The organism is Streptomyces sp. NPDC049687, assembly GCF_044465285.1.
Taxonomy (GTDB): Bacteria; Actinomycetota; Actinomycetes; order Streptomycetales; family Streptomycetaceae; genus Streptomyces.
This window is the reverse complement of record NZ_JBITLN010000008.1, coordinates 54,374-68,937: the sequence shown is the minus strand read 5'-3', so window position 1 is coordinate 68,937 and position 14,564 is coordinate 54,374. Positions and strand designations below refer to the sequence as shown.

Sequence of the window (14,564 nt, the reverse complement as noted above, 5' to 3'; positions counted from 1 at the left end):
CCGCCGGCCAGGGGATCACCGATGGCTCAGGCGCCGCGCACCGCGGCGTCGAGCTCGGCCGCGTCGGACCAGCTGCCGTGGAAGCCCATGGGGACCCGGTGGTTGAGCTTGATCCGGGCGATGGGCGTGCCGGTGAAGTCCTGGGCTTCCTGGACGATGACCTCACTGCGGTCGCTGGTCGGGTCCCACCAGACCGACAGCAGCCAGCCGTCGTCCTCGGCCTGGGCACCGGGACGGGGCACGAAGACGGGTTCGCCGGGGGAGGTCAGGACACCGTCGAGTGTCTGCATCGACGTCTCGCCCGTGACGTAGTCGTGCTTCGCCAGGCCGTCGGTGAACCAGTCGCCGGCTCCGCGCGTCGTCGTGTAGTAGCCGTACTGGTGGGACAGTCCGGTTCGCTGATCGTTGATCCGGGGGAACTCTCCCTGGATATCGGTGACCTCAATGTCCCTGCTCTTTCCCGTGGCGAGGTCGAGTTCCCAGCGCCAGGGGGTGGTGATGATCTCCTTGAACCACCAGTTCCAGTCCCCGCCCGGGGGCGGTGACTCCAGGTCCTTCAGGGTGGGGCCGAACTGGCCGACGCGGTGCCCGTCGACGATGATCTTCGTGCCGTCCTGGTAGGCGTTGAGGAAGTGTGACGTGGAGAAGACGTCGGAGGCTTCTATCGACGTCACCTCGCCTGTCCTGCGATGCAGGACGGCCCAGCGGCATGCGTCCAGCTCCTCCGGCTCCCAGACCGTCGAAGGCTGACCGCTGAGGATGCGCTCGAAGCGTGCCGTCGCCGGGCTGACCAGCCAGATCGCGTAATCGGTGGTGACGGCGTAGTCATGGGTGAGGGCGGGGAACCCCAGGTCGACCGAGTGACGGTCGAGGATGTTCCCGTGGCGGTCGGCCCGGTACCACGTGACCGCGCCGTCCATGTTGCCGAAGGTGAGGAAGTCGCCGTTCGTCGGATCGACCTTGTGGTGCGCGGTCAGGGGGCCGACGACTCCGCCGCGGAAGTTGTACTGCTCGCTGACCGTCTCCAGGGTGTCCGGTCGCAACTCCCGCGGAGGGTAGCCCTCACAGAAGGCCAGCAGACGGCTGCCGTACAGCTGCACGTGCGTGTTGGCGGGGTTGTTCGGGAACTTGCCGGACGGCAGGGGGGTGTCCCTGCCGTTCATGAAACCGCCGTTGATCGCCCGGCCCAGTTCCCTCTCTTCCTTCAGGCCCGCGGTCTGCACGTAGCGGTTGCGGTAGGTCGCCCGGCCGTCGCGCAGGAAGATGGCGTGGACCATGCCGTCGCCGTCGAACCAGTGGTACCTGCTCGGATTCTCCGGGCGGTAGAGCGGGCTGGGGCCGACGCGGAACAGGGCACCGTTCAGCCCGTCGGGGAGCCGGCCCTCGATCTCCAGGTCGAAGGCCTCGCCCTCCTCGCGCCAGGGTGCGTACGGCCCGTTGAGAAACATGTTGCTGGGGTCCCACATGGACGCTCCTCCTTGCCATGTACCTGAGCATGTCCTGATAGTTAGGAATAGAATCTGTAACTGTAGGACACTATGGGGACCGTATAGCCGCATCCAGAAGAGGTCAAGTCGGACCGGAGTGCGGCCCGGATGCCGGGCGCAGCCAATCTGCCTGCAGGAAGGCGCTCCAGGCCACTTCGCTTGCCAGGCGGTCCCCCTTTCCCATACGGTCCCTTATGACAGGACTAGCGTCCTAACTTATGGAGATCATATGTCTGAAGCCGCTGTCAGCCCTGCTTCCCCACTCACCGGCGGGACCCCGTCCCCGCCCAACCCGTTCGCCGGCCTGCGTGACGTCGTGTCCGTCAAGGACAAATTGACGCAGGAGTATCACGACGCAGTCGTCGAGAAGGTCTTCCGTCCGTCCTGGTTCCTGGTCGGAAACGTCAACGACCTTCCCAAGCCGGGGAGTTACTACGTCCTGGACGTGCCCACCTTCAACATCTCGGTGCTGGTCCAGCGGGGCCGGGACGGGGAGGTGCGCGCGTTCCACAACGTGTGCCGTCACCGCGGCAAGAAGGTCATCCCCACGGCCTGCGGTTTCGCCGAAGGGACGTCGTCCGCGCACACCTGCTGGCTCCACGGCTGGTCGTACACCGGTGATGGATCACTGCGGTCGGTGCCGGACGAGAAGCAGTTCCGCTCCGTGGACAAGTCCCGCCTCGGACTGGTGCCGATCCACGTCGAGATCCGGTACGGCCTCATCTACGCCAACTTCAGCGACAACCCCGAGCCGCTCGACGGCTGGCTGGGGGAGCTCGCCGAGGGCTTCGACGGCTACTACAGCGAGATGGAGAAGACCAGCTGCTTCTCCATCGACGTCCGGGCCAACTGGAACATCGCCATGGACGCCTTCTCGGAGGGGTACCACACCGTCTTCCTGCATCGGCGCACCCAGCCGAAGCTGGCCGGCAAGAGCAACCCGATGCGGCACAAGCCCGTGATCGACAGGTACGACCGCCACATCCGCTCCAGCAACCCGTCCAACCCCGACTACGTCAGCCCACCCGTCGAGGGTGCCCTGTACGACCTCGGGCGCAAGCAGACACCGGCGGTCGAGACCGACTTCTCCATGCTGCCGCCGGCGGTGAACCGCACCCGCTACCACCCCTGGTTCTTCGACATCGTGTGGCAGTTCCCCAACGTCGCCGTCCTCAACGGCTCGCACTGGTACAGCACCGTCACCGTCTGGCCGATCGACCGCAACCACACGCGCGTCGTCTTCGACGTCTACGCCCGCGAGGCCCGCCACGCCGGCGACCGCCTGGCCCAGGCCTACTCGCGGGCCCTGCAGTACACGGTGGCCCGGGAGGACCTGGCCGCCATGGAAGACGTGCAGCGCGGCCTCGAGTCGGGTGCCATCAGCGACCTCTACCTCTCCCTGCAGGAGTTCGCGCTCCAGCACCGCTACGGACTCATCGACGAACTGATCGGAGCCAAGTGATGGAGCTCTCCGCAGAAGCCGGACTTCCCGAAGGATTTGCCGACCTGGAGCGCTTCCTGGAGCGGTGGCGCCTGCGCGACGCACAGGAGCGGATGGAGGCGATGGTCGCTGCCGACATCGAGGAGCTGCGTGACCTGTGCGCCACCATGCTCCCCCGTATCGAAGCGGTGGTGAACCATCTCAACGCCTTCCCCCTCGACGACATGCCCCCGCGGGAGCAGGCCCTCTTCGAGCTCGCCCTGACCTTCGCCGAGGTCACCCACCCGGTCGACCTCGGCTGGGCCACACCAGAGGTCAGCGACCTGTATCCGCTGGACGCGATGAACCTGGTCGGGCCCGCACGCGCCTGGTGATTCAGATGAACCATCGACCTCGTACAGAGATGGATCGTTCCATGGCTGACCCCTTCGCCAAGCTGACACAGGTCGGCCCGGCAGTCCGACCGGAGGTCCGCATGGCAGACCTGCTCCAGCCCAACGACCAGGACTGGTACGGCAGGTGGCGGCTCACCCCGTCCGAGGAGAACAACTACTTCCTCGACCGGGACGCCCAGGCGAAGGGCAACTACACCGGAGTGCAAGGTATCCAGATCCAGGACAAGATGATCACTGAAAGCATGGGACCAGTCGTGGACCGAACCTACGAGCACCTGTCCGCCTCGGACCTGATGATCAGCCGGACGCGGCGGCGTCTCCTGAAGGCCGTCGACGCGTACGCAACAACCGGGGACCTCCCGGCCACCCTGGACGACACCGAGCTCACCCGCGGCCTCATGGCCGGCGGCGGTCACCTCCCCGAGGGCACCGACTGGTTGCAGTACTACCGCGACGTGGCAGAGGCGGCCGGCGCCGATCCGAGGATCCTGGAGAGCGATCTCGTCGAGGCGACCGAGGGGGTGGGGGCATGACCGCGAAGCGGTATCCCGTCCTTCCCTTCGCCGCCCGCGAGCTGCGCTGGCAGCGCACGCGTGACTTCATGCGGGACAAGGACCTTGACTGTCTGCTCGTCTTCGGGCTCAAGGGCCGCGAACGGTACGAGGGTTACCTCGCCAACGAGGTCCTCGACGGCGTGGTCGTCTTCTTCGCCGACCGCGACCCCGTCCACCTCACCTGGACCCACCACCGCTACACCCGCCGCCTGGCCGCGAACATGAGGGATGTGCGCTTCTGGATCGACGATGTACGCGTCGGTCCGTTCGGCCGCGGGGTGGTCCAGGCACTCACCGAAGAGGGACTGACGTCGAGTCGTATCGGCGTGGTCGGCATGACCGGGAGCTCTGCGGGGGAAATGGAGGGCCTCATCACCCACATGATGTGGGACTACGTCCTCAACAACCTGCCCGAGGCCGAATTCGAGGACATGTCCCTCGACTTCGCCCAGACGATGCTGCCCAAGACGCCGCAGGAACTGGAACTGGTCCGCTTCGCCGCCCGGGCGGCCGAGGAAGCCTGCCAGACCATGCTGGAGATGATCCGGCCCGGTGTGCGCGAGGCCGAGATCTACGCGGCAGCCGTGGAGGTCCTCCACCGCAACTCGTGCACCACCACCTACCCCCACGTCATCATGAGTGTCGGCGCGGACGACCCGGGTTGGGCGCCGCCCTACTGGACCTACGCCGGCGGCCCCTCCCGGACAGTCCAGCCCGGCGACCTGGTCCAGGCCGAGATCATGTCGTGCTACGGCGGATTCGAGACACAGGTCCAGATGTCCGTCGCGGTCGAGCCGGTACCGAAGGTGCTGCACACGCTCCACGACGTCGCCCGTGAGTGCTACGACTCCGGCCTTCGAGCCCTGCGTCCGGGAGACACCTTCCTCGACGTCGCCCGGGCCATGAGCGAGCCCCTCCTGAAGGCCGGCCACTACAACATGACTCCCCTGGTGCACAGCCTCACTCCCGCGGCCTTCGCGGGGCACATCGCGCTGAACGCCGAACAGATCCCCGGCCAGGACAGCCACCGTGTCTTCCGTACCGTCGAGCCGATCTCCGACCTGGAACTCGTCCCCGGCATGGCGTTCGCTTTCGAACCCAACGCCTGCACGGGACAGCACCGTGTCAACATCGGCGGCACCGTCGTCGTGGGCGAGAACGGACCGGACGAGCTCAACACCGTTCCCTGCCGCATGCACGTCGTGTCCTGACGGAACCGAGACCCCCGTTCCGCCCGCGGTACTCGCTGATCTCACCACCAACGCTCCTCACCTTCCTGACGGCACCGGCCGCCCCGCACTCCAGGAGACACCGTGTCCGAGCAAAACCACCCGATGACAGTGGGCGGCAAGGACGTCCACACCATCGACACCTTCGAGGTGCGCAACCCCGCCACCGGCCGGGTGTTCGCCCAGGCGCCCGACTGCTCACCGGCCCAGCTGGACGACGCGGTGCAAGCGGCCGCCGACGCCTTCCCCCTCTGGCGCGACGACATCGACGCTCGCCGCAGCGCGCTGCTGGCCGCGGCCGCACGTGTTGAGGAGAGCGCCGAGGAGCTCGCCACCCTGCTCACGCTGGAGCAGGGCAAGCCTCTGGCCGACGCCCGTTTCGAGGTGATGGTGACCGCGCTGACCCTGCGGGGCACGGCCGCCCTCGACCTGCCCCGGGAGGTGATACGGGACGACGACACGGAGCGGATCGAGGTACTGCACCAGCCCATGGGCGTGGTCGCGGCGATCACCCCGTGGAATGTCCCGCTGGTCCTCGCCGCGATGAAATACGCGCCGGCCCTGCTGGCGGGCAACACCGTGGTACTGAAACCGTCTCCCTTCACGCCGCTGTCCTCGCTCGCACTCGGAGTCGTTCTGCGTGACGCGCTGCCACCGGGCGTGCTGAACGTCATCAGCGGCCGGGACCCGCTGGGTGCACAGCTCGCCGAACACCCCGTAGTTCGCAAGGTGTCGTTCACGGGTTCGGTCGCCGCCGGAAAGCGCGTGGCGGCTGCGGCTGCGCCCGACCTCAAACGCATCACCCTGGAACTGGGCGGCAACGACGCGGGCATCCTCCTCGACGACGTGGACCTCGACGTCCACGCCGACAAGTTGTTCTGGGGCGCGTTCGTCAACTGCGGGCAGGTGTGCGCGGCGATGAAACGTCTCTACGTACCACGCTCCCGGTACACCGAGGTCGTCGACGCCCTGGCGGACCGGGCACGGTCGGTCGAAGTGGGTGACGGCATGCTCCCCGGCGTCCAGATGGGCCCGCTCGCCACCGCGCCGCAGTTCGCCAGGGTCCAGGAGCTGGTGTCGGACGCACTGGCCGGCGGTGCCACCGCGGCCGCCGGAGGCGGGCGCCTGGACGGTGATGGCTACTTCTTCGCGCCGACCATCCTGAGGGATCTCGAGGACGGCGTGCGCGTCGTCGACGAGGAACAGTTCGGGCCCGTTCTGCCGGTGATCCCTTACGACGACGTCGAAGACGCGGTGGCCCGGGCGAACCGTACGCACTTCGGGCTCGACGGCTCGGTGTGGAGCGCGGACCCGGAGCGGGCCGCGGCGGTGGCGGCCCGGCTGGAATGCGGGACCTCCTGGGTCAACACGCACGCCTTGCCGGCGCCGGGCGCGCCTTTCAGCGGGCACAAGTGGAGTGGCCTCGGCGTATCCGGCGGACTGGCCGGCCTGCTGGCCTACACCGACACCAAGGTGCTGCACGTCGTCCGCGGCAGCTGAGCCCCGGGACGGCGGGGACACTGCCGTACCGCATTCCACGTGTTGCTCCGCGCCTGCCTGTGGCCATGACGGTCGCGGCGTCGGCAACCGATCGTGGCAACGGTCGTGATCAGGCACGCTGATTTCACCAGGGGCGACGCCGCCATCAGTGAACGGCCGGCGTCGCCCCGTCGGTGTCGCCTACGAGGATGCCGAGTACGCGCATGCCGGGGGCGGCGTCACGCCGCCGCGTACATCGTGTTCCTCGACAACGAGCAGCAGCATCCTGCTGAGGCGTGGTTCGCCGCCCACCCGGACGTCGCCGGCGCGGAGGCCCACCGGCTCAAGCGGCAGGATGCCGCCGCGCAGAACTTCCTCACCCAGCTCAACCGAGGCAGCGCACCATGTCCCGCAGGCCGGCGGACATCACCGGGCTTCGCACCTGAGCGGAGACGGCGAACTGCTCAAGGCCGCTCCGCCGCGGATCCGTCGGGGCGGCCTTGAGCATGGGCGGAGACCGTGTGCGGCGGTTCCGTGGTCAGACCATTGCGGACAAAGCGGCGTAGGCCACCGCTGCCAGGGCCAGAACGACGGCGGGCAGGGCCCGCACCGCTGGGTCGCCGTTGCACAGGTGAACCACGGCGGCCCCGGCCATCAGCAGCGCCAGCCCGGTCGCGGCGGCGACACCGAGGGCAGAAGCGGACAGGCCCAGCAGAAGCCCGGCCCCTCCAGCCACCTCCAGGGTGCCGACGACGCGGTAGAAGGCCGGCGACATGCCGAGATGGACCGCCGCCTCGCGCATGAGCGGCAGGGCGGCGATCTTCGCCAGGCCCAGCGGAAGGAAGATCAGGGCCGGCTCGACGGCGGTGGTGATCTGTGCCGTTCTCACGCCGTGGCCCTTCGGTTGCTGCGTTCTGCACCGAGACGGGCGTAGTAGTCGATGAGGTCGGGGGCGTCGACGGCAGCCGGATTGACGACCTGCGCGACCGGTGCGCCCTGGAGGAGGCGCTTGACGGGAACTTCGAGTTTCTTGCCGGTGCGGGTGTGCGGGACGGCCGGCACGTCGATGATCTCGTCGGGGACGTGGCGGGGGGAGGCGCTGGTGCGGATGGCCTCGCGTATGCGGTCGCGCAGGACGTCGTCGAGGGCCACCCCGGCCGCGAGGACCACGAACAGCGGCATCCAGTAGCCGCCGTCCGGTTCCTCCGCGCCGATCACGAGGGCTTCCACGATCTCCGGGAGCCGTTCGACGGCATCGTGGATGTCGGCACTGCCCAGGCGTACGCCGTTGCGGTTGAGGGTGGAGTCGGAGCGGCCATGCACGATCACCGATCCATGCCCGGTGACCGTGATCCAGTCGCCGTGCCGCCACACATCCGGATACGCGGAGAAGTACGCGTCCCGGTAACGGCTGCCGTCGGGGTCGTTCCAGAAGGACAGCGGCATCGACGGCATGGGGCGGGTGACGACCAGCTCGCCGACCTGGTCCACGACCGGGAGGCCCTCGGCGTCGTACGCGGCCAGCGCCACACCCAGGTGCGAGGCCGACAGTTCGCCGGCCCAGACCGGGGTGGTGGGCGCGCTGCCGGCGAAGCCGGAGACGATGTCGGTGCCGCCGCTGATGGAGGCGAGCACGACATGGCCCCCGACGTGGTCGCGGACCCACGGGTAGGCGGAGGCCGGCAGCGCGGAGCCGGTGCAGCCGACCACGCGGATCGACGACAGGTCGTGCACGGACGGGTCGATACCGAACTTGGCCATGCCGAGCAGGTATTGGGGACTGGTGCCGAAGACGGTGACGCGGTGGCGGGAGGCCAGTTCCCACAGAACGTCGGGGCGGGTGAGCGGGGCGGGGCTGCCGTCGTAGGTGCAGGTGGTGGCGCCGGTCAGGAGGGTGGAGGCGACGAGGTTCCACATCATCCAGTGGGTGGTGGTGTACCAGAGCAGTCGATCGCCGTGGCCGAGGTCGGAGTGCAGACCGAGGGTTTTGAGGTGTTCGAGGAGAACACCGCCGTGGCCGTGCACGATGCCCTTGGGCAGGCCGGTGGTGCCGGAGGAGAAGACGACCCACAGCGGGTGGTCGAACGGCACGGGAGTGCAGGCCAGTTGCTCGGTACGGGTGGCTGCGTCCTCCCATGGAACGACCAGCGAGGGATAGGTCCGCGAGGGCCAGGGCAGGCCCACGTGGTCGATCAGCAGGGTCGCCTTCAACGTCGGCAGTGATGCCGCCAGTTCGAGGGAGGCGTCGCGACGGTCATGGGCGGTGCCGTTGAACAGGTAGCTGTCCGCGGCGATCAGGACGGTGGGTTCGAGCTGCGCGAAGCGGTCGGCGGCCGCCTTGGGAGCGTAGTCCTGCCCGCATACGGACCAGACGGCGCCCAGGCTCGACGCGGCCAGGAACGCCACGATCGCGTGCGGGGTGTTCGGCAGATAACCGACGACCCGGTCGCCGAGTCCCACGCCGAGGTCGCGCAACGTCGCAGCGACGGATGCGACCTGGGCGCGCAGCCGCTCCCCGGTGACCTCGTGTCCCGAACCTGTCTCGTCGAGGGCCACGATCGCCACGCCGTCGTCCGCGAGGTTGCGCAGGGCGTGGTGGGCGTAGTTGAGCGTGGCACCGGGAAACCAGCGGGCACCGGGCATCCGCTCGTCCTCCAGCACCCGCTCGTGCGGCGTCCACGCCTCGATGTCGAAGTACTCCCACACCGCGCCCCAGAAGGCCTCCAGGTCGGTGACGGACCAGCGATGCAGGGAGGCGTAGTCGGTGAGGTCGGCGTCAACTCCGCAGTGCTGGGAGGCCCATCGGCCGAAGTCCACGATGCGGCTGGTAGCCGCGGTCTGCGGATCGGGAGTGAAGAAGGGGTCCGGGTAAGGCGTGGTCATCGCGTCCTACTCCTCAACAGGCTTTTGTCGACGTTCCGTCGGGAAGGAAGGGTGCTTCGGGTGGTGTGCAGCAGGGATGACCAGCCGGCGGTGTCCGTGAAGTGGCGGCCACCGGCCGGGACGATGTCCATCACCACGCGGTCCGGCCGCAGCAGTACGGTGTCCGCCCGCCCCGCGCGCAGCCAGGCGGCGAGGCGACCTTCGTCACCGAGGTCGGCCACGAGAACGGTCCGGGCACCCAAGCCGTCGGCGACCGCCTGCAGGGAGGGCGACGGGGGTACGGCGGTCAGCACGGTGAAGCAATCGCCGAGCAGCTCGTCGAGGCGGGCGCGCCGTCCGTCGGCCGTCACCCAGGGTTGCGGGCAAACGGTTCCCACCAGACCGCGGCCGCCCCAGCGGGTACGGCCTCGCACGAGCGGCCCCACGGTCAGGGCGGGACTGAGATCGCGACCGGCTGCGGTACTCAGACCGGGGACACGGACGGCCGCGCTCAGGACGCCGCGGCGGAGGGCGGCGGCGCCGTCCTGGCCTCCGGTCATGGCCCAGCCCATGGCGACGGCGAGCCGTATCACATGGCGGGCGTGCGGTTTGCGTTCACTCTCGTAGGTCTCCAACAGCCGTTCGTCCGAGCCCTGTTGCAGGACTCTCGCCAGCTTCCAGGTCAGGTTGTAGGCGTCGCGCAGGCCCGCGCACAGTCCCTGCCCGATGAACGGTGGGGTGAGATGGGCGGCGTCGCCGAGGAGGAAGACCCTGCCGTGGCTCCAGCGATCCGCGATGCGGGCCCGGAAGGTGTACGGGGCCTGCCGCAGCAGTTCGAAGTCGGCGCCGTGCGCGAGGTCCAGCCAGGGTGCGATCAGCTCCCGCAGCCGCTCGTGATCCAGCGCCGAGTCGTCCTCCAGCCGGAACTCCCAGCGGTAGCGGTCCCCACTGACGCGCATGAACGTCGCCGGCCGCTGCGGATCACAGATCTGGTCCACGCCCTCCCAGCAGCGGACCGGGAGGCTGGTGCGCACGTCGATGACCGTCCAGCGTTCCTCGAAGCGCAGGTCCTCCCACGCGGCGCCGATGGCGTCGCGGGTGAGGCTGCCCGCGCCGTCGCAACCGAGTGCGGCGTCCGCCCGCAACAGGTGTTCGCCCTCGTCGTCGCGGTAGGTCACGTCGACCGGACCGTCGGCGTCCTGTTCGATGCCGACGACCTCCACCCCTCCGCGCAGTTCGCAGTCCCGGGTGCGGGCCAGGGCGTCGCGCAGCAGCCGTTCCAGTTCGGGCTGGTCGAACATGCTGGTCTGCGGGAAGCCGTGGGCTCCCTGCGCGGTGCGCGAGAACTCGGCCATCACCCGGTGCCGTGCGTCCAGCAGCCGCAACCCCCGCGCGGGGCGGGCGATCGCGGCGAACTCCTCCTGCACGCCTGCGGCCTGGAGGATGCGGCGCACCTCGTCGTCGATGGCGACGGCGCGGGGCATGGGGTAGACCTCGTGGTGGCGTTCGAGGACGACGGTCCTGACGCCACGCCGGGCCAGCAGGAGTGCGGCGGTCACGCCCACCGGTCCGGCTCCGACGATCACCACGGGTACGTGTTCCGGCCTGGGTGCGGTGTCCCGTGCTCCGGAGGCCTGGTCGGCGGTCATGTGCGGCTCACTTTCTCAGTGCGCTTCGGTCATGCGGCGTCGGTCATGCGGCGTGGTCACGGGGGTGCGCTGCTCGCCCAGGTCGATCCGCCCGTCCGGGGTGGCGATCGTCATGGTGATCAGGTCGCCCGGGCTCAGGTAGTGAGGGTTCTTGGCCTGGCTCTTGAAGAACGCCTTCCACTTCAGCGCGGGTGGCAGCAGCGCGCCGATCTTCTCGACCACCTTGGCCGGCGCCTTGAGAGCGGTGCCTCCGGGAGTGCCGGTCAGCAGCAGGTCACCCGGCTCGAGGGTCTGGAAGCGGGCCAGCAGGGTCAATGCCTGCGCCGGGCGGACGATCATGTCGGCCAGGGTGCGGTCCTGACGCAGGTCGCCGTTGACGGACAGCTTCAGCCGCAGGTCGAGAAGGTGCGCGAAGTCCTCCGGCTCCAGCAGGGCCAGGTACGGGCCGGTGGGTGTGAACGTCGGGTACGACTTGCTCTCGTAGAACTGCGTCTTGGTCAGCTGTACCTCACGGGCGCTGACGTCGTTGGTGATCACGAGCCCGGCGACGTAGTCGGGAAGATCCGGCTCCTCCACGACGGTGCCGACCGGGAGGGACGCGCCCATGACCAGGCCGAGCTCGATCTCGTAGTCGAGGAACTTCACGTGCTGCGGGCGGATGACGCTCTCGTGGGGGCCGCTGACCGAGCCGGAAGCCTTGCGGAAGAAGGCGGGCGGGATGTCACCGGTGAAGCCCGAATCGCGGGCGTGACTGCGGTAGTTGACCATCTGGGCGACCACGCGGCAGGGCGTGGTGACCGGGGAAAGGGCGGCCAGGCCGGTCACGGGTGTGCCCGCTTCACCCGATGCGGCGGCCTCTCGCACGGCGGCCCGGTCGGCCAGTAGCTCGGCCGTGGTGACGGCCTTGGTGTCGATGCGGATGGCTCGCGCGTCGCGCACCACCCACCAGCCGTCGGCGGTGCGCAGGACGTTGGTGCTCATGTCAGTGCCTTCTTGAGGGGTGGTGGGGGTCAGGAGTTCGCGGCCTTGAGCAGGCCCAGGAGACGCGCCGGATCGATCTCGTTGTCGCCGCGCAACGCCTGGATGACGTCGCGAACCCTGGCGGGAGAGGGGCTGGCACCGAGGAAGTCGCGGCTGGCCGGCGGTCCCCACTGGGCCAGCCCGCTCGTCGACATGGGCGCCCAGCCGGGTTCGAGGTCGCAGGAGAACAGGTCGCCGTCGGCGAAGTGCTCCAGCAGGAAGTGGTCGGGGTCGCGCCAGTAGTCGAACAACTGACTGCCCAGGATGTGCCGGCCGATGCCCCAGCTGCGCTTGTATCCGCGCTCGGCCAGGTACTCCCCGCCTGCGGCGATCGAGTCGAGGTCGGTGACCTGATAGGCGGAGTGGACGTAGCCGTTGCCCGGGCCGAGGTGCATCGCGAGGGTGTGGTGGTCCACGGGCCTACTGCCCTGGTCGCAGCGGATGAATGCCATCGTCGGACCGCGGTCGCGCTGCCCGTCCAGAAAGTGGAAGTCGGACACGATCATTCCGAGCGTGTCGAGATACCAGTCCAGGGCGCGGACGAACACCCGTGTCTCCAGTACCAGATGGCCCAGGCGCTGGATACGGGACGGTTCACGGGGCGGCCGCTGAGTGACGTTCGTACGACGGTGCTCCGTGCCGAAGTTGAGCAGCAACGGCTGCTGTTCGGGAAGCGCCGGCAGCTGCTCGCCGCAGTGCACCACGCGCACGGGAAAGCCGGAGGGATCAAGCAGGTCGACGGCCTTGCCGCCGCCGGGGACGTCCGCTTCGCGCACGTCGGTGCCGGTGGCTCGGGCCAGACGGCCCAGGTCGGTGGCCTCGGCCGCGCGGAATGCCGGGCCGATGAAGCTGCTGGCGCGCCCCTTGCGGATCACCATGCACGGTGAGCCCTCGAAGGTGCCGCGCAGCCAGAGCTCACGATCTGTGCGGGCCGCGACCCCGAACCCGAAGTCACGGGCGAAGACTTCCGCGCGGTCCAGATCCGGCTTCTCGAACTCCAGCCAAGCCAGGTCAGCCACCTTGATCAAGGGATTCCGGGACCGGCCCGGGTGCTCGCCGCGCAGGGCGCCTTGCTCACTGCGGAGGCCCTGGTGGGCCGTCCTGACGCCGCTGACGCCGTCTGCGGTGACGCGGGATTCGGACATGGTGTCCTCCAAGCAACATTGCCATGATGATGAAAGCATCAAGCTTGACCATTAGATCGTCAATAGCTTGATCGAGGCTCACTGATGAAATCATCACTATTGCACTGATTGATTCATCAGAACTGTTGCGCAGAAGGTTCTCGTGGGTAGACTCACGCCCATGTCGACGCCAGCCCCGCCCCGTAACCGCTTCGAACGGCGCCGTGCCGAGACCCGCCAGGCACTCGTCCGGGCGGCCCGACAGATCCTCGCCGAGACCGGCGACACCAGCGCGAGCATCCAGACCATCGCGGAGCGCGCCGATGTCGGCTTCGGGTCCTTCTACAACCACTTCGAGTCGAAGACAGAGCTGTTCGACTCAGCTGTCATGGACGCCCTCGAAGAGCTCGGCCAGACCTTCGACGAGCACCTGCGGGACGTCGACGACCCGGCGGAACTAGTCGCCGCGGGCTTCCGCCTCAGCGCCCGCCTGGCCGACTCCAAACCGGAACTGATGCAGGTCCTGCGCCACCGGGGCCTCAGCCACCTCCACACGGATTCGGGCCTGGCCCCGCGCGCCGCGCGCGACCTGGAGATCGGCATCGCCTCCGGCCGTTTCGTCATGAGCGACCCGACCGTCGCCCTGACCGCACTGGGCGGCTCCCTGCTGGCGCTGGTGGAACTGCGGTTCGCCCGCCCGGACCTCGACGGGGACGAGGCGGCCTCGAACCTTGCCGAGATGCTCCTGCGCATGCTGGGCGTTCCCGCCGAGGACGCCCGTGACGTGGCCCGGCGCCCGCTGCCCGACCTGGACTGACAAGGGACCGACCGCCGCGCCCAAGCATGTCGTCCGCGAACCGCTTCGACGCACACCGCGTTCCCACCGGGCCCGCTACGAACAACCATCGCGCGTTCACGATCGCGCCTTGCCGAGGCCATCGATGAGGCCGACAAGCGGATATCCCGTCCGAGCGAGGAGACCAACCGCTCGCTGCAGTCCCTGCGGCAGCAGCTCGACCTGCTGATAAGTAGGGCAATGGTCCTGCTATAAAGGACCTCAGTCTCGATGTGTCACACCACCCCTCAGCGTCGCCCCGTGGGCTTTCCCGTCGGCAAGCTGACCTTGCGGCAGCTCACACCGTCACGGCACCCGACTTGACCGACTCAGGGTACAGCTATACGGTCCAGCACAGTCCCATTTCACAGATAGCAATCCTGGTATTCAGGACGATGGTGGTCGCAGCAAGGAAGGGCGCTCATGGGGGACCCCGACAACATGTTCCTCAACGGGCCTTACACACCGTGGCGCGAGCAGGGCGAATCC

General features: G+C 68.6%; 12 protein-coding genes. 6 read left to right on the top strand and 6 right to left on the bottom strand.

All coding sequences use genetic code 11. The features are described from left to right. Positions 1-26 precede the first annotated feature (26 nt). Positions 27-1,466 carry a carotenoid oxygenase family protein gene (locus ACIBVL_RS24220; protein WP_399099640.1) on the bottom strand — a complete coding sequence of 480 codons (1,440 nt, stop codon included), beginning with the start codon at positions 1,464-1,466 and terminating at the stop codon, positions 27-29. A gap of 250 nt (positions 1,467-1,716) precedes the next feature. On the opposite strand from ACIBVL_RS24220, the gene ACIBVL_RS24215 reads away from it, so the two are divergent. From ACIBVL_RS24215 to ACIBVL_RS24195, 5 genes are all read left to right on the top strand, one after another. Then, positions 1,717-2,949: an aromatic ring-hydroxylating dioxygenase subunit alpha gene (locus tag ACIBVL_RS24215; RefSeq protein WP_399099638.1), complete on the top strand. Its 1,233-nt coding sequence runs from the start codon at positions 1,717-1,719 to the stop codon at positions 2,947-2,949. Next, a complete protein-coding gene (locus ACIBVL_RS24210; protein ID WP_399099636.1) occupies positions 2,949-3,302 on the top strand; it encodes a hypothetical protein in 354 nt (117 codons plus the stop codon). The genes ACIBVL_RS24215 and ACIBVL_RS24210 overlap by 1 nt, the downstream gene beginning before the upstream one ends. Positions 3,303-3,343: 41 nt before the next feature. After that, positions 3,344-3,856 carry a hypothetical protein gene (locus ACIBVL_RS24205; RefSeq protein ID WP_399099634.1) on the top strand — a complete coding sequence of 171 codons (513 nt, stop codon included), beginning with the start codon at positions 3,344-3,346 and terminating at the stop codon, positions 3,854-3,856. Further along, positions 3,853-5,088, top strand: a complete 1,236-nt coding sequence (locus ACIBVL_RS24200; protein ID WP_399099632.1) for a M24 family metallopeptidase — start codon at positions 3,853-3,855, stop codon at positions 5,086-5,088. The genes ACIBVL_RS24205 and ACIBVL_RS24200 overlap by 4 nt, the downstream gene beginning before the upstream one ends. A 123-nt stretch (positions 5,089-5,211) precedes the next feature. Next, on the top strand, positions 5,212-6,606 hold the full coding sequence (locus ACIBVL_RS24195; protein WP_399100383.1) for an aldehyde dehydrogenase family protein: 1,395 nt from the start codon (positions 5,212-5,214) through the stop codon (positions 6,604-6,606). A 517-nt stretch (positions 6,607-7,123) separates the two neighbouring features. Here the strand turns inward: ACIBVL_RS24195 and ACIBVL_RS24190 are convergent. The 5 genes from ACIBVL_RS24190 to ACIBVL_RS24170 are packed head-to-tail and all read right to left on the bottom strand — an operon-like array spanning position 7,124 to position 13,261. Next, complete coding sequence (locus ACIBVL_RS24190; RefSeq protein WP_399099630.1) at positions 7,124-7,474, bottom strand: DoxX family protein; 351 nt, start codon at positions 7,472-7,474, stop codon at positions 7,124-7,126. Beyond that, positions 7,471-9,468, bottom strand: coding sequence for an acetoacetate--CoA ligase (locus tag ACIBVL_RS24185; RefSeq protein ID WP_399099628.1), 1,998 nt, complete (start codon positions 9,466-9,468; stop codon positions 7,471-7,473). The genes ACIBVL_RS24190 and ACIBVL_RS24185 overlap by 4 nt, the downstream gene beginning before the upstream one ends. Beyond that, entirely contained in the window at positions 9,465-11,096 is a 1,632-nt protein-coding gene (locus ACIBVL_RS24180; protein ID WP_399099626.1) for a bifunctional 3-(3-hydroxy-phenyl)propionate/3-hydroxycinnamic acid hydroxylase, read from the bottom strand. Before ACIBVL_RS24180 ends, ACIBVL_RS24185 begins: the two co-directional genes overlap by 4 nt. A gap of 15 nt (positions 11,097-11,111) precedes the next feature. Continuing rightward, the gene (locus ACIBVL_RS24175; RefSeq protein ID WP_399099624.1) at positions 11,112-12,077 is read right to left on the bottom strand and encodes a fumarylacetoacetate hydrolase family protein; all 966 of its coding nucleotides are present in this window, start codon (positions 12,075-12,077) and stop codon (positions 11,112-11,114) included. Between the two features lie 29 nt (positions 12,078-12,106). Beyond that, a complete protein-coding gene (locus tag ACIBVL_RS24170; RefSeq protein WP_399099621.1) occupies positions 12,107-13,261 on the bottom strand; it encodes a VOC family protein in 1,155 nt (384 codons plus the stop codon). Positions 13,262-13,421: 160 nt separating this feature from the next. On the opposite strand from ACIBVL_RS24170, the gene ACIBVL_RS24165 reads away from it, so the two are divergent. Then, positions 13,422-14,057, top strand: a complete 636-nt coding sequence (locus ACIBVL_RS24165) for a TetR/AcrR family transcriptional regulator (RefSeq protein WP_399099619.1) — start codon at positions 13,422-13,424, stop codon at positions 14,055-14,057. The last annotated feature ends 507 nt before the right edge of the window (positions 14,058-14,564 follow it).

What these genes read in the sequence shown, in the direction of transcription:
- ACIBVL_RS24180 (WP_399099626.1), bottom strand. Translation starts at nt 11,096, where the DNA reads ATGACCGCCGACCAGGCCTCCGGAGCACGGGACACCGCACCCAGGCCG.
- ACIBVL_RS24200 (WP_399099632.1), top strand. Translation starts at nt 3,853, where the DNA reads ATGACCGCGAAGCGGTATCCCGTCCTTCCCTTCGCCGCCCGCGAGCTG.
- ACIBVL_RS24215 (WP_399099638.1), top strand. Translation starts at nt 1,717, where the DNA reads ATGTCTGAAGCCGCTGTCAGCCCTGCTTCCCCACTCACCGGCGGGACC.
- ACIBVL_RS24175 (WP_399099624.1), bottom strand. Translation starts at nt 12,077, where the DNA reads ATGAGCACCAACGTCCTGCGCACCGCCGACGGCTGGTGGGTGGTGCGC.
- ACIBVL_RS24170 (WP_399099621.1), bottom strand. Translation starts at nt 13,261, where the DNA reads ATGTCCGAATCCCGCGTCACCGCAGACGGCGTCAGCGGCGTCAGGACG.
- ACIBVL_RS24185 (WP_399099628.1), bottom strand. Translation starts at nt 9,468, where the DNA reads ATGACCACGCCTTACCCGGACCCCTTCTTCACTCCCGATCCGCAGACC.
- ACIBVL_RS24205 (WP_399099634.1), top strand. Translation starts at nt 3,344, where the DNA reads ATGGCTGACCCCTTCGCCAAGCTGACACAGGTCGGCCCGGCAGTCCGA.
- ACIBVL_RS24210 (WP_399099636.1), top strand. Translation starts at nt 2,949, where the DNA reads ATGGAGCTCTCCGCAGAAGCCGGACTTCCCGAAGGATTTGCCGACCTG.
- ACIBVL_RS24220 (WP_399099640.1), bottom strand. Translation starts at nt 1,466, where the DNA reads ATGTGGGACCCCAGCAACATGTTTCTCAACGGGCCGTACGCACCCTGG.
- ACIBVL_RS24195 (WP_399100383.1), top strand. Translation starts at nt 5,212, where the DNA reads ATGACAGTGGGCGGCAAGGACGTCCACACCATCGACACCTTCGAGGTG.
- ACIBVL_RS24165 (WP_399099619.1), top strand. Translation starts at nt 13,422, where the DNA reads ATGTCGACGCCAGCCCCGCCCCGTAACCGCTTCGAACGGCGCCGTGCC.